The organism is Pantoea sp. C1E2 (assembly GCF_056491465.1).
This window is the reverse complement of the sequence record NZ_JBSZHT010000002.1, coordinates 2201953-2216414: the sequence shown is the minus strand read 5'-3', so window position 1 is coordinate 2216414 and position 14462 is coordinate 2201953. Positions and strand designations below refer to the sequence as shown.

The 14462-nt window shown below is 55.7% G+C and carries 11 protein-coding genes; 5 read left to right on the top strand and 6 right to left on the bottom strand.

All coding sequences use genetic code 11. The annotated features are described in order from the left end of the window. Positions 1–79 precede the first annotated feature (79 nt). Complete coding sequence (fumC, locus tag ACXI0A_RS10800; protein WP_034827360.1) at positions 80–1477, bottom strand: class II fumarate hydratase; 1398 nt, start codon at positions 1475–1477, stop codon at positions 80–82. Positions 1478–1673: 196 nt separating this feature from the next. On the opposite strand from fumC, the gene manA reads away from it, so the two are divergent. Together manA and ACXI0A_RS10790 are read left to right on the top strand one after the other, a co-directional pair. Next, positions 1674–2849, top strand: coding sequence for a mannose-6-phosphate isomerase (gene manA, locus ACXI0A_RS10795; RefSeq protein WP_476148935.1), 1176 nt, complete (start codon positions 1674–1676; stop codon positions 2847–2849). A 129-nt stretch (positions 2850–2978) separates the two neighbouring features. Further along, complete coding sequence (locus tag ACXI0A_RS10790) at positions 2979–4478, top strand: DUF945 family protein (RefSeq protein ID WP_476148937.1); 1500 nt, start codon at positions 2979–2981, stop codon at positions 4476–4478. 36 nt (positions 4479–4514) lie between these two features. Here the strand turns inward: ACXI0A_RS10790 and malI are convergent, their stop codons facing one another. Beyond that, entirely contained in the window at positions 4515–5540 is a 1026-nt protein-coding gene (gene malI / locus ACXI0A_RS10785) for a Mal regulon transcriptional regulator MalI (protein WP_476148939.1), read from the bottom strand. 179 nt (positions 5541–5719) lie between these two features. Here malI and malX point away from each other — a divergent pair, with 179 nt between their 5' ends. The 3 genes from malX (at position 5720) to add (ending at position 9601) form a co-directional block, all read left to right on the top strand. Further along, entirely contained in the window at positions 5720–7306 is a 1587-nt protein-coding gene (gene malX, locus ACXI0A_RS10780) for a maltose/glucose-specific PTS transporter subunit IIBC (protein ID WP_224928716.1), read from the top strand. Further along, positions 7306–8484 carry a PatB family C-S lyase gene (locus ACXI0A_RS10775; RefSeq protein ID WP_476148941.1) on the top strand — a complete coding sequence of 393 codons (1179 nt, stop codon included), beginning with the start codon at positions 7306–7308 and terminating at the stop codon, positions 8482–8484. The genes malX and ACXI0A_RS10775 overlap by 1 nt, the downstream gene beginning before the upstream one ends. Positions 8485–8602: 118 nt before the next feature. Next, on the top strand, positions 8603–9601 hold the full coding sequence (gene add, locus ACXI0A_RS10770) for an adenosine deaminase (protein WP_034827380.1): 999 nt from the start codon (positions 8603–8605) through the stop codon (positions 9599–9601). Between the two features lie 117 nt (positions 9602–9718). Here add and ACXI0A_RS10765 read toward each other — a convergent pair whose 3' ends face one another. The 4 genes from ACXI0A_RS10765 to araG form a co-directional block, all read right to left on the bottom strand. Further along, positions 9719–10759: an oxidoreductase gene (locus ACXI0A_RS10765; protein WP_476148943.1), complete on the bottom strand. Its 1041-nt coding sequence runs from the start codon at positions 10757–10759 to the stop codon at positions 9719–9721. 77 nt (positions 10760–10836) lie between these two features. After that, a complete protein-coding gene (gene araC / locus ACXI0A_RS10760; protein WP_034827384.1) occupies positions 10837–11754 on the bottom strand; it encodes an arabinose operon transcriptional regulator AraC in 918 nt (305 codons plus the stop codon). A gap of 89 nt (positions 11755–11843) precedes the next feature. Next, entirely contained in the window at positions 11844–12830 is a 987-nt protein-coding gene (gene araH / locus ACXI0A_RS10755; RefSeq protein ID WP_476148945.1) for an L-arabinose ABC transporter permease AraH, read from the bottom strand. Between the two features lie 17 nt (positions 12831–12847). After that, a complete protein-coding gene (gene araG / locus ACXI0A_RS10750) occupies positions 12848–14368 on the bottom strand; it encodes an L-arabinose ABC transporter ATP-binding protein AraG (protein WP_476148946.1) in 1521 nt (506 codons plus the stop codon). Positions 14369–14462: the final 94 nt, after the last annotated feature.

Sequence of the window (14462 nt, the reverse complement as noted above, 5' to 3'; positions counted from 1 at the left end):
GAAGCGGCCATCAGGCCGCCTCTGTCATTGCACATCATCGCTGAACCGAGCGGCATTACCCCTCAGTTTGCCGCGATAATTATTGCTTCATGCTGCCAACCATCTCCTCAGGACGCACCCACTCGTCAAACTGCTCTTCAGTCAGATAGCCGAGTTTCAGCGCTGAGCCTTTTAGCGTCAGCCCTTCTTTATGGGCTTTCTTGGCGATTTCCGCCGCTTTGTCATAACCGATATGGGTATTCAGCGCCGTCACCAGCATCAGCGATTCATTCAACAACTGATCGATACGCTCGCGCACCGGTTCAATCCCTACCGCACAGTGATGGTTGAAGCTGTCCATCCCGTCTGCCAGCAGGCGAATTGACTGCAGGAAGTTGTGGATCACCATTGGACGGAACACGTTCAACTCAAAGTTGCCCGAAGCACCACCAATATTCACCGCGACATCGTTACCCATCACCTGGCAGCACAGCATGGTTAGCGCTTCGCACTGAGTTGGGTTCACTTTACCTGGCATGATTGAGCTGCCCGGTTCGTTTTCTGGAATGGCGAGCTCGCCAATACCACAACGCGGACCCGATGCCAGCCAGCGCACGTCGTTGGCGATTTTCATCAGTGACGCTGCCAGACCTTTCAGCGCGCCATGCGCATGCACCAGCGCATCGCAGGTTGCCAGTGCTTCAAATTTATTCGGCGCCGTCACAAAGGGTTGTTGCGTCAGATCGGCCAGCGCTTTCGCCACGCGAACCGCATACTCGGGATGGGTATTTAAACCGGTGCCGACAGCGGTGCCACCCAGCGCCAGCTCGGCCACGTGAGGAATGCTGTGTTCGATGTGCTTCAGGTTATGCTCCAGCATTGCCACCCAGCCGGAAATTTCCTGGCCCAGTGTCAATGGCGTCGCATCTTGCAGGTGCGTACGACCAATCTTCACGATGTCTTTAAAGGCTTCAGACTTCTCGCTCAGGGTCTTTTTCAGAACATGAATCTGCGGAATCAGCTGCTCCCGCACGGCGATGACCGCGGCCACGTGCATGGCGGTGGGGAACACGTCGTTGGAGCTCTGGCTCTTGTTGACGTCATCGTTTGGGTGCACCAAACGCGACATGCCACGCTCGCCGCCGAGAATTTCACTGGCGCGGTTGGCCAGCACTTCGTTCATGTTCATGTTGGTCTGGGTACCGGAACCGGTCTGCCAGATCGCCAGCGGAAACTCTTCACTGTGTTTATCAGCCAGCACTTCGTCAGCCGCTTTCAGAATCGCTTCTGCTCGTTCAGCCGGAAGCAGGCCGAGATCGCGGTTCACCTGTGCTGCTGCGCGTTTAGTCAACGCCAAAGCATGCACTAATGCGACGGGCATCTTCTCGGTTGAGATACGGAAATGCTCCAGCGAACGCTGGGTTTGTGCCCCCCACAACTTATCTGCCGGTACTTCGATCGGTCCCATTGAATCTTTTTCAATGCGATTCGCTGCCATGACTACGTCTCCTTAGCTCAGATTAGAGGTTTCCGCTCAGGTCGTCTTCCCGCGACGCCGTTGAGCGAGCAAGATTGTCACATACAAGAAATTAACATTATGCGAGCCCATCGCGTTTATTGCACTTGTTGATGTATTTTGTATGGCACTTTCTGCTTTAATAAGCCTATTTACTTACGGTTATTAAGGGTAAACGATGCAAAAAATGAACAATTCGCTGCAAAATTACGCTTGGGGCAGCAAAACTGCACTGACCGAACTTTACGGCATTGATAACCCACAGGGATTACCGATGGCGGAGCTGTGGATGGGCGCCCATCCGAAGAGTCCGTCAACTGTTGAGATCAAGGGTGAAACGCGTTCCCTGCGCGATGTCATCAATGATGACCAAACCGCAGCATTAGGCGCGGCCGTCGCACAGCGTTTTGGCGAGTTGCCTTTCTTGTTTAAGGTGTTGTGTGCCGATCAGGCCTTATCGATTCAGGTGCACCCAAGCAAAGCCGCAGCCGAAGAGGGATTTGCGCGCGAGAATGCTGCCGGGATTCCGATTGGCGCTGCTGAGCGCAACTACAAAGACGCGAATCACAAGCCGGAACTGGTTTATGCCCTGACTCCATTTCAGGCGATGAACGGCTTCCGCGAGATGCACGAAATTGTATCGCTGCTTGAGCCAGTGGCCGGCGCCCATCCGCAGATCGCCCACTTCCTCGAAAAACCCGATGAGGCCAGCCTTGCCAAACTGTTCTCTACCCTGCTGTCGTTAAAAGACGAGCCTAAATCACTGGCGTTGGCGGTGCTGAAATCTGCACTCAACTCACGCGGTGGCGAACCCTGGCAGACCATCAAAAGCATTGCGGCAGATTATCCGGACGATACCGGCTTGTTCTCGCCGTTGTTGCTGAATGTCATCACCCTGCAGCCTGGCGACGCCATGTTCCTGTTTGCCGAGACGCCGCACGCCTATTTAAAAGGGGTGGCACTCGAAGTCATGGCGAATTCCGATAACGTTCTGCGCGCGGGACTGACCCCAAAATTCATCGATATCCCAGAGTTGATGGCGAATCTGAAGTTTGAGGCCAAACCGGCTGCCACGCTGTTGACTCAGCCTGTGCAAGCAGGCGATACGCTGAACTTCCCGATTCCGGTGGAGGATTTTGCCTTTGCCATCCACGCCCTCTCCGCCACGCCACAGCCGTTAGCGCAACAGAGTGCGGCGCTGCTGTTTTGCATTGAAGGTCAGGCGGTGATTGAGAAGTCAGGTGAGCAACAGGTGTTGAAGCCCGGTGAGTCGTGCTTCGTTGCCGCCAGTGAATCCCCGGTTAACGCTGCGGGCACAGGACGCCTGGCGCGGGTCTACAACGCGCTCAGTTGATCCGGCTGACGATGCCAGCATTAACTGCTATTCTTTCAGACTATTACTTTAAAACGCCTGCGGGCGTTTTTCTTCACCGTCGCACCCCATGTAGCGGCGTGCGGACCCAAGGATAAGGACGACTCAGCGATGAAAAAGACCAAGGTTGCCGTAGGTGTAATTGTAGCGCTCGGCGTGATTTGGACAGGCGCATCCTGGTTTACCGGCAAGCAGCTGGAAAGCCATATGGATCAGATGTTGCAGAACGCCAACACTCAGCTTAATGCCTATGCGCCGAATGCTCGCCTGACGCTCAGCTATCAGGATTACCAGCGCGGCATCTTCAGCAGCAAAACTAAATTGGTGATTCAGGCCAGTTCACAGACTGAAGACAATCCGCTGCTGAAGCCAGGTCAAAGCATCGTGCTGAACGAAACCATCGACCATGGTCCCTTCCCATTTGCGCAGTTGAAACGCGGCAGCCTGATCCCAAGCATGGCATCGGTGCATACCGAGCTGGAAAATACCGATGCGGTGAAGAAACTGTTTGAGCTCACCAACGGTAAATCGCTGGTGACCGCTGACACTCGCGTCGGCTACAGCGGGGCCACCGACACCGTGCTGGATCTGCTGGCAGTGGATTATAACAACGCACAGACCGGCGATCGTCTTGCCACCAACGGCGGCACCCTCGAAATCAGCGCGGACAGCAAAGGCGATAAAGTCAGCCTGAATGGCGACTTTTCCAGCATTGCCGTTACCAGCAAAAACCAGGTTGAGCAGCCGGTGCTGTTCACGATTAATGGCCTGAAGCTGAAGGGTGATACTCATCTCAGCCCGGAAGGTGTGCGCGTGGGCGATCAGTCCATCAGCCTGGATAAACTCGACGCCAGCATTAACGGTCAGGAAGGTTTGTCATTGCAGAAGTTGGACACCAAATCCTCCTTCGATAATAAAGACGGCAAAATTGGCGGCGATCTGAACATGAACGTCGGCAATATCACCCTGCAGAAGCAACCGTTCGGCGAAGCTAAGCTGGCGTTGAAGTTTGCACAGTTTGATGCGCAGGCGGTGAAAACCTTCTCAGACAGCTACAACGCGCAAATGCAGGCACTATTGAACCAGCCTGGTCTGGTTGAAGATCCAGTGCGTTATCAGGCCAGTGTGCAAACCATCCTGAAAAATAACCTGCCGACTCTGTTAAAAGGGTCTCCAACCGTCAGCATCGCGCCGCTGAGCTGGAAAAACGATAAAGGTGAAAGCACCTTCAACCTCAGCGTTGGCTTTAACGATCCTGCTACCGTAACGGGCGAAGCGCAGAATCTTGGTGCCGCAGTGGATCGCGTGCTGAAAACGCTCGATGGCAAGCTGAACATCAATATGCCGATGGCCACCGAAGCCATGCGTCATGTGGGTCTGGCTGAAGGGTATCAGAGCGACGATGCGCAGAAGCTGGCGGATCAGCAGGTGAAAGGTCTGGCCGCCATGGGTCAGATGTTCCGTCTGACACAGCAGCAGGATGACAACATCACCACCAGCCTGCAGTACGGCAACGGTCAGGTGACGATGAATGGCGACAAGATGTCACTGGAGCAGTTCCTGTCACGCTATATGCTGGGCGCGCAGACCAGCGAAGGGATGCCGGAGTAATCAGCTTGCGGGTGCACCTCGGTGTGCCCGCCAATTTTATCCTCCCCGCACCAACTGCGGCGGCACAATCAAGGTTTGCACTTCCGCATCCGGCTTCGCCAGTCGTTGCAACATCCTTTCCCCCGCTCGCCTTCCGACATCACGCGCTTCACTGCTGACAAACGTCAGTGAGGAATCATACGACTCACGCTGCGGATCATCATTAAAACCGACCAGCGCCAGCTTTTGCGTAAAGTAGCTGTCCACTGCATCTTCGCCCAGCGAGCGTCCACTGTGAATGGCACCAAAATAACAGCCCAGCGCAGTACTGGCGTTATGGGCAATGATGGCGGTGATGCGCGGATGATGATGCAGCAAGTCCTGAGTTAACGCTGCAACACTCTGCTGGCGATCGTCGCACTCAATGATCCAGTCGGGTCGAAACGGTAGTCCGTATTGCAGCAGCGTCGCACAATAGCCGCCAATACGTTCCGCACGCGTCAGTGAAGAACCCAATCCGCCGACCCACGCGATACGCTGATGCCCCTGACGGATCAGGTACTCTGTCGCGATACGCGCGGCCTGGCTGTTGTCCGGACGCAAGGAGTCGACCTTGTCGAGGCTACTGGCACGCGCGGCGCAAATGAGCGCAATATGTTGTTCATGCGCCTGCGCGACCAGCGTTTCCGCCTGCGCAACGGCACCCCCCAACACAATGCCATCGGCGCCCTGAGCGGCCAGAGAATCGAAGCAGCGTTGCAGGTGCTGCCCGTGTTGTCCGCTTTGCGTCAGAACCAGCACTTTTCCCTGCTGCTCCAGCACTTCACTCAGCCCCGCCGTCATCGCCGCATAAAACGGCTGGCTGAGATCGCGCACGATCAAGCCAATAACGCCGCTCTCACCGCCACGCAGAATCGATGCCGAACGGTTGCGTACGTAACCCAACTGCTCAATTGCCTGATTAACTCTCTCGGCGGTGGCAGTAGAGATACGTCCTTTACCAGACAGCACCAAAGAGACCGTCGAGACAGAAACGCCAGCCGCTTGTGCGACATCATGAATAGTGGTTTTAGGCTGAGACATCCGGTTCCGTTTCCAACAACTGATGAAGAAACAAAGAGGTAAAACGTTACACTGATTAGCGCAAAAATAAAGCCTGGGATTAGTCACGCTTTGTGACTATAGCCACAAAATTGCTTGGTAAAACGTTTTATCATTCTTTACCATTTTGATAAATTGCCGCTTTTTAACCAGGAGAGACTATGTCCGCCAGCCGACCCAAAATGTCACTTTGGGAATTTTTCCAGAGTCTGGGTAAAACCTTTATGTTGCCCGTTGCTTTGCTGTCGTTTTGCGGCATTTTGCTCGGCATCGGGAGTTCACTGAGCAGTCACGATGTGTTGACGCTGATTCCGATGCTCGATCAGCCCTTCCTGCAATACCTGTTTATCTGGATGGCTAAGCTTGGCTCTTTTGCCTTCAGCTATCTGCCGGTGATGTTCGCCATTGCGATTCCCCTGGGCATGGCGCGGGAGAACAAAGGCGTCGCTGCCTTTGCCGGTTTTGTCGGCTACGCAGTGCTGAACCTGAGCGTGAACTTCTGGCTCAATATCAACGGCATTCTGCCAACCACTGATGCGGCGGTGCTGAAAGCCAACAACGTACAAAACATCCTGGGCATTCAGTCCATCGACACCGGTATCCTGGGAGCGGTGATCGTTGGCGTGGTGGTGTTCTGGCTGCATGAGCGCTTCCACAACATTCGCCTGCCGGACGCACTCGCCTTCTTTGGTGGTACGCGCTTTGTGCCGATTGTCACCACCGTGGTGATGGGTTTGCTCGGCTTAGTGGTACCGCTGATTTGGCCATTCTTTGCCCGTGCGATTACCGGCTTAGGCTGGATGATCAACAGTGCCGGTGAATTTGGCCCGATGATCTTCGGCACCGGCGAACGCCTGCTGCTGCCGTTTGGTCTGCAGCATATTCTGGTGGCGATTATTCGCTTCACCGATGCGGGCGGTACGCTCGACGTCTGCGGCAAAAGCGTCAGCGGCGCCCTTACCATCTTCCAGGCGCAGCTGGCTTGCCCGGAGACTCACGGCTTTGCGGAGAGCGCCACGCGTTTCCTGTCGCAAGGCAAGATGCCGGCGTTCCTCGGTGGTTTGCCAGGTGCCGCACTGGCGATTTACCACTGTGCGCGTCCTGAAAATCGTCACAAAATTAAAGGGCTGCTGATTTCGGGTGTGGTGGCTTGCGTGGTCGGCGGTACTACTGAACCGATCGAATTCCTGTTCCTGTTCGTGGCACCGGTGCTGTATCTGATCCACGCCCTGTTGACGGGGCTGGGCTTTACCGTGATGGCGATTCTCGGCGTGACCATTGGTAATACTGACGGTAACGTCATCGACTTCTTCGTGTTCGGCGTGCTGCACGGCCTCTCCACCAAATGGTATTGGGTGCCGGTGATTGCGGCGGTGTGGTTCGTGGGTTACTACGCCATCTTCCGTTTTGCTATCACGCGCTTCAATATCAAAACACCGGGTCGCGAAGCAGAAACCAGCAGCGTGGAACAGCAGGTTAGCCGCGCGGGCGTGGGTAAATCAGGCTACAACACCCCGGCGATTCTGGCGGCTCTGGGCGGCGTGGAAAACATCACCTCGCTGGACAACTGCCTGACGCGTTTACGCCTCACCATTGCGGACATGAGCAAGGTGAACGATGCCGCGCTGAAAGCCAATGGCGCAATTGGTGTGGTGCATCTCAACCAAACCAGCCTGCAAGTGGTGATCGGTCCGCAGGTGCAGTCGGTGAAAGATGAAATGGCACACCTGATGAGCGCGACGGTGTAATGATGCATAAGTTTGATTTCGACCAGAGCGTGGATCGTCACGGCAGCTGGTGCACGCAGTGGGATTTTGTGGCGGACCGCTTTGGTGTGGAGGGCTTATTGCCCTTCACCATCTCCGATATGGATTTCGCGACGGCGCCCTGCATCATTGAAGCGCTGCAACAGCGGTTAAACCATGGCGTATTTGGCTACAGCCGCTGGCAGCACAAGGACTTTACCTCCGCAATTCAACACTGGATGAAGCGCCGTTTTGCCACAGAGGTTGAGGCGCAATCGCTGGTTTACGGCCCGTCGGTGATCTACATGGTGGCGCAATTGCTGCGCCACTGGACAAAACCCGGCGATGAAGTGCTGATTCATACGCCTGCCTACGATGCGTTTTATAACACTATCAACGGTAATCAGCGCCGCGTGCTGGAACTGCCGCTACAGCGCCAGGGTAATGACTGGCAGTGTGATATGGCGCAACTGGAGCAGCTACTGGCGCGACCCGATTGCAAAGTGATGCTGCTGTGCAGCCCGCACAATCCTACCGGTAAAGTGTGGCAGCGTGAGGAGTTGCAGCAAATGGCCGCGCTCTGTGCGCGCCACGATGTGAAGGTGATCAGCGATGAGATCCACATGGATATGGTGTTGGGCGATGCACACCACATCCCGTGGAGCCAGGTGGCGCAATCTCCCTGGGCATTATTTACCTCGGCTTCGAAGAGTTTCAACATTCCGGCACTGACGGGCGCGTGGGGCATCATTCCGCATCAAGCCGATCGCCAGGCCTGGTACCACGCACTCAAACAGCAGGATGGCTTATCGTCACCGGCGGTGATGGCCGTCGCGGCGACCATCGCCGCGTATCGCGAGGGTGAAGCCTGGCTGGATGCACTGCGCGACTATCTGCAGGCGAATATGCAGCATATCGCGCAGCGGCTTAATACCGCTTTTCCTGCGCTCAGCTGGCAGCCCCCTGCCGCCACCTATCTGGCATGGATTGATCTCACCCCGCTGGGTATTGATGAGCAGGCACTGCAACAGCAGCTGATTCATCAGTACAAAGTGGCGATCATGCCGGGTTCGACTTACGGTGATGCCAGCCGGGGTTATTTGCGCCTCAACGCGGGTTGCCCACGCAGTAAGCTGGATGACGGGCTGGATCGCCTGATTGCTGCTTTAAAATCGTATTAAATGCGCTCGGATGCTGATTAATTCAGCATCCATTTCACGTCTTGCGCAAATCGCTGGCGCTGTTGCGCAAGATGTTTTTATAATGCTCTGCACTTTATGAAACTTTAGCGAGTGCGACATGATTGACCTGAAACTCCCCCTGACCGACATCCACCGCCACCTTGATGGCAACATCCGCGCACAAACCATTCTTGATTTAGGTCGCCAGTTTAATCTCGCGCTGCCTGCCAACTCGCTCGACGATCTGCGTCCGCATGTGCAAGTCACGGCCAATGAACCCGATCTGGTGAGCTTCCTGCAGAAGCTGGACTGGGGCGTAAAAGTGCTGGGCGATTTAGACGCCTGCCGCCGTATTGCGCTGGAAAACGTCGAAGATGCTGCGCGTGCAGGGATCCACTACGCGGAACTGCGCTTTTCGCCGGGCTATATGGCGATGACCCATAACCTGCCGATTGCCGGTGTGGTAGAAGCCGTGATTGATGGCGTGCGCGCGGGCGTGAAACAGTACGGCGTGGATGTGAATCTGATCGGCATTATGAGCCGTACCTTCGGTGATGAAGCCTGCCTGCGCGAACTGGAAGGCTTGCTGGCACACCGCGATGGCATTACTGCCGTTGATCTGGCCGGTGATGAGCTTGGCTTCCCGGGCAGTGAGTTCCTCAGCCACTTCAATCGCGCGCGTGATGCCGGTTTCCGCATTACCGTGCACGCCGGTGAAGCCGCGGGTCCGGAAAGCATCTGGCAGGCGATTCGTGAACTCGGCGCGGAGCGTATTGGCCATGGCGTGAAAGCGATTGAAGACCGTGCGCTGATGGACTTCCTGGCTGAGCAGCGTATTGGTATCGAATCCTGCATGACCTCGAATATTCAGACCAGCACCGTGGCTTCGCTGGCCACTCATCCGCTGAAAGCCTTCCTGCAGCACGGCATCCTCGCCACCATCAACACCGATGATCCGGCAGTTCAGGGTATTGAGCTGGCGCATGAGTATGAGCACGCTGCGCCGCAGGCCGGACTCACCGCCGAAGAGATGCGCCAGGCGCAGGAAAATGGTGTGACGATTGCCTTCCTCAGCGATGCAGAGAAAGCTGCGCTGCGTCAGCGCGTGGCGGGATAACGCGCTTTAAAAGCAAAAAAGGTGCGCATCGCTGCGTACCTTTTTAATGAAGCCGCCCTGCAGAGTAACCTTGCCTGTTTGCTGGCACGGATTCTCTCAAAGCGCACTTTCATTGTGTCACTTCAGCGACATCGTCTGGCGTTTTTCAGCGGACTGTAAACCAAGTTCAATCAGCTCCATCACCTGAATCGCCTCTTCAGCCTGGACGGGATTCTCACCGGTGCCGGCAATCGCATCGCGAATCGCCGCGTAGTAGGCCGGATAGTTACCCGGCAGCGTCAGCAGCTCTTTTTCCACCATCACGTCGCCTTCTGCCAGCGTCAAAGTGCCGTTGCGCATGTCATAACCCCAATCCTCCTGCGGTGGACGTTCACCCGCTTTCAGACGATCTTCCTGCGGATCGAGGCCATATTTGACGTAGCTGCCACGCGTACCGTGCACCACGAAGCGTGCCGACTCCGCTGCCGCCAGCATGCTGGCGTGCAAAACCACACGACGGGTTGGATAGGTCAGCACCGCATGGAAATAATCGGTGGTTTGCGCACCTGGGCGCAGTTCTGCCATATCCACATTGATGGCGACCGGCGGACCAAACAGTTGCAATGCCTGATCCAGCACATGCGGCCCCAGATCAAACCAGATACCGCTGCCAGGGCCTTTCATTTCACGCCAGCGCTGACGAACCTCGGGACGGAAACGATCAAAATGCGATTCGAGATAGCGCACATCACCCAAGGCGCCATCAGCCAGCAACGTTTTCAGCGTCAGAAAATCACTGTCCCAGCGGCGGTTGTGGAATACCGAGAGCAGCAAACCTTTGGCCTTGGCCAACGCATCCAGCTCACGCGCTTGTGACAGTGTCACGGTGAAAGGTTTATCCACGACGACATGCTTACCAGCATTCAACGCCGCTTTGGCTAATGGGAAGTGAGTGTCATTCGGGGTGGGTATGACAATCAGTTGCAGTGTCGGATCATCCAACAGCGCCTGTGGATCCGAAACTACCTGCACTGAGGGCCAGTCGGCATGCACCTTACTGGCATCACTGCTGGAGACGGCTGCCAATTCAACGCCAGGCGCGCCGACGATCAAAGGAGCATGAAAGGTTTTGCTGGCAAAACCATAGCCAATCAGGCCGACACGTAATTTATCGCTCATTCTCATTCCTCTTGTTCGTTACCAGACTGATTTAAGACGAATCAGCCAGTAACAACAAGGCGGAATCACCTGAAAACTCAGGAGATAGCACTCCGTGCCGGTTGCCAGCTTTCCTGAGCGACTAAGGCATCGTGCGCATCCTGACTACGACGCCGGAAATCACTGGGACTGACGCCGACCCGTTTGCGGAAAACGCGAGAGAAATAGAGCTGATCGTCATAACCCACTTCTCGCCCAACCGAGGCAATCGGCTCCTGCGTGGTCTGCAGCAGCAATTTGGCGCGGATCACCCGCTGATCTTCACGCCAGCGCAGCAAATTAATCCCCATCTGTTCGCGAAACAGATGCGCCAGTCGCGACGGGGAAAGACACACATGGCGCGCCACTTCCTCGATTTTCACCTCGCTTGCCAGATGGTTGGTGACGTATTGACAGGCTTCAATCACGCGCGGATCGCGAATTTGCTGATGGCTGCGCGGATCTTCCTCTACCGCACGCAACAGCAGGCGCTCCAGCAGGTTCATAGCCAGTTCTTCGGCAAAGCGACGACCCGAATTGTGCGTTTGTTCAATGCTGGCGAACAGACGATCAAACTCGGCACGCTGCGCTTCTGGCAACCGCAACCGCCCCACGCCCTGACTCTCATCCTGCCACTGCAACCAGTCTGTCCAGTAAGCACGCGGACGGAAATAGACCCAGCGGTGGAACCAGCATGGGCTGTCAGGTGAACGGCCATAGTAGTGCGGGGTTTTAGGCTGGAACAACAGCAGGTCACCGGGTTCGCAGTCAAACGCCGATTCGCCATCAAAAATGCGACCCTGACCTTTGATTGTCAGATTAAGGATGTAACCCTTCATACCGAGCGGTCGGTCGATAAAAAAATCCAGCTGATCGTTAGCATTGATCGGCGTTAAGCCCGCCACCAGCCAGGCATTAAAGGGATAGCCGGGTAACAGGGGGTTCTGCTGCTCACTGGGGGGTTCACGATGGTACATAGTGCCCTCACGGTAACCTGTAAATGCGCAGTGCCGCGCGCCAGAAGGGCGACCCTTTGGCCGCCCTGCCTCATCTTTTACGGCTGGAATCAGGCCGCTTTGTTTTTCTGTTTATAGCGGTCAAAAATCACCGCCGCTAACAGTATCAAACCGCGCACCACATACTGTGAGAACGGCGAGATATTCAATAAATTCATCGCATTCTCAACCGTACCCAATATCAGCACGCCCGCCACTACATACGAAATCTTACCGATGCCGCCTTTCAATGAAACGCCGCCCAGCACACAGGCTGAAATCACGATCAATTCATAACCGAGTGAGGTCATCGGCTGACCACTGGTCATGCGCGAGGCCAGAATAATGCCCGCCGCCGCCGAGACCAGCCCCGACAAAATGAAGATGATAATGCGGGTGCGCACCACCGGCGCCCCAGCCAGACGTGCCGCTTCTTCATTACCGCCAATCGCCAGCGTGTTGCGGCCAAAGGTGGTTTTATTTAGCACGAAACCAAACACAATCATGGTGGCGATGGTCAGCCAGATCGGCGCTGGCAAACCCAGCCAGTTGGCATAACCGAGGGTGAAGAAGCGCTCATCCTCGATGCCGACCGCTTTACCGTCAGAGAAGATATACGCCAGACCACGCACAATCTGCATGGTCGCCAGCGTGGTGATCAGCGCATTGATTTTTAACCGGGCAATCACAAAACCGTTGATGAATCCGGTGGCCATACCGAGCACTAAACCGGCAGCGACGCCCAGCCACAGGCTTTCCGTCATGTTAATTACCACGGCGGTTACCACACCGGCACAGGCAATCACCGAGGCGACGGAAAGATCAAAATCGCCAGACGCGAGGCAAAACAGCATGCCGCACGCCACCATGCCGGACATCGACATCGCCAGTCCCAGCCCTTTCATATTGATGAAAGTGCCGAAGTTGGGCACGAAGATGGTGCAAACGATAAATAGCAGCGCAAAGACCACCAGCATGCCGAAATTATCCCAGATACGCCCTAACTGCAGTCCGCTGCGCTGTGCCGGTGGCGTGTTGGAAGTGGTAGATGAAGCCATTGTTGCTCTCCTTTACATCAGGCCACGGCGGCCGCTTGAGGTGTTTTCGGCATCGCCAGGCTCAGCGTCAGCTGCTCCGTGGCCGCGTCGTGTGGCAGTTCTCCGGCAATTTCACCTTCGCGCATCACCACGATGCGGTCAGCCAGCCCCATGACTTCGGGCAGATCGCTGGAAGCAAACAGCACCGCGATCCCTTTATTTGCCAGTTGGTAAATCAGGTTATAAATCTCATGTTTGGCACCGACATCAATACCGCGCGTCGGCTCATCCAGTAGAATCACGTTCATCTCTTCGGACAGCCAGCGGCCCAGAATTGCCTTCTGCTGATTGCCCCCTGACAGGTTCATGATCAGCTGCTGCGGCCCTGGTGTTTTGATATTCAGTGAGCGGATGTGGAGATCGGCGTTTTTCGCCTCCCAGCCGGGTTTAATCAGACAACCCGCCGTGAGGTTATGGCGACGTGCGCTGATATTGATGTTGTCGCGCACCGAGTGCACCGGAATAATGCCTTCAGATTTACGATCCTCCGGGCACAGCATGATCCCCGCGCGAATCGCATCGATCGGCTGGCGGATGTTGAGTTTTTTGCCATCCAGCGACACGCTGCCGCCGCGCAGTTTGGTGGCACCGAATAGCCCTTTCATCAACTCGCTGCGCCCTGCGCCCACCAGACCAAACAGGCCAACGATTTCACCGGCTCGTACCGTCAGCGAAATTGGCATGCGCACGCCTTTGGCCTCGACCTGATCAAGCTGCAAACGCACTTCACCCAAGGCGCGCGGCGCATAGCCGTAGATATCGCCAAGGTTGCGGCCGACCATCGCCTGCACCAGATCGTCATGATGGGTGTTGGCCATGTCAGTGAAGGTGCGCACATAGCGACCATCTTTGAACACGGTGATCGCATCACTCAGGGCAAAAATTTCCTCCATGCGATGCGACACATACAGCACGGTACGGCCCTGATCGCGCAGCTGACGGATGACGCGGAACAGATGCTCGATTTCACGCGCCGAAAGTGAACTGGTCGGCTCATCAAAGGCGATAATGCGCGCATTGCGCGCCAGCGCTTTGGCAATCTCCACCATTTGCCACTGGCCGAGCGACAGATATTTCAGCGGCATATCAGGATCGATATCCATGCCGAGATTTTTAAGCTGCAAATCCGCTTCGTAGCGCAGCAGTTTGCGATTCACCAACCCGCGTTTGTGGGGCAGCTGGCCAAGATAGATGTTCTCCGCCACGCTCATCTCAGGCACCAGATGCAGTTCCTGATAGATGATCGCCACACCCGCATCCAGCGCGTCCACGGTGTTGTTGAAGCTTTTGGTATCGCCTTTGATGCGAATTTCACCTTCAGTCGGCTGATAACTGCCGCTGAGAATCTTTAACAGCGTGGATTTCCCTGCGCCGTTTTCGCCCATCAGCGCGTGCACTTCCCCGGCGCGGCACTGGAACGAGATATCCTGCAGCGCTTTTACGCCCGGAAAGGTTTTACTGATGCCATGAAAGGACAGAAAGGCTTGATCAGTTTCCATGGAAACTCCTGGATAGTGCCTGTTAGATCTCAGGCGCGCATAAATGCGCGCCCTACAAATACCGTGCTCATCATTTGTAGAGGTCACCGTTGAC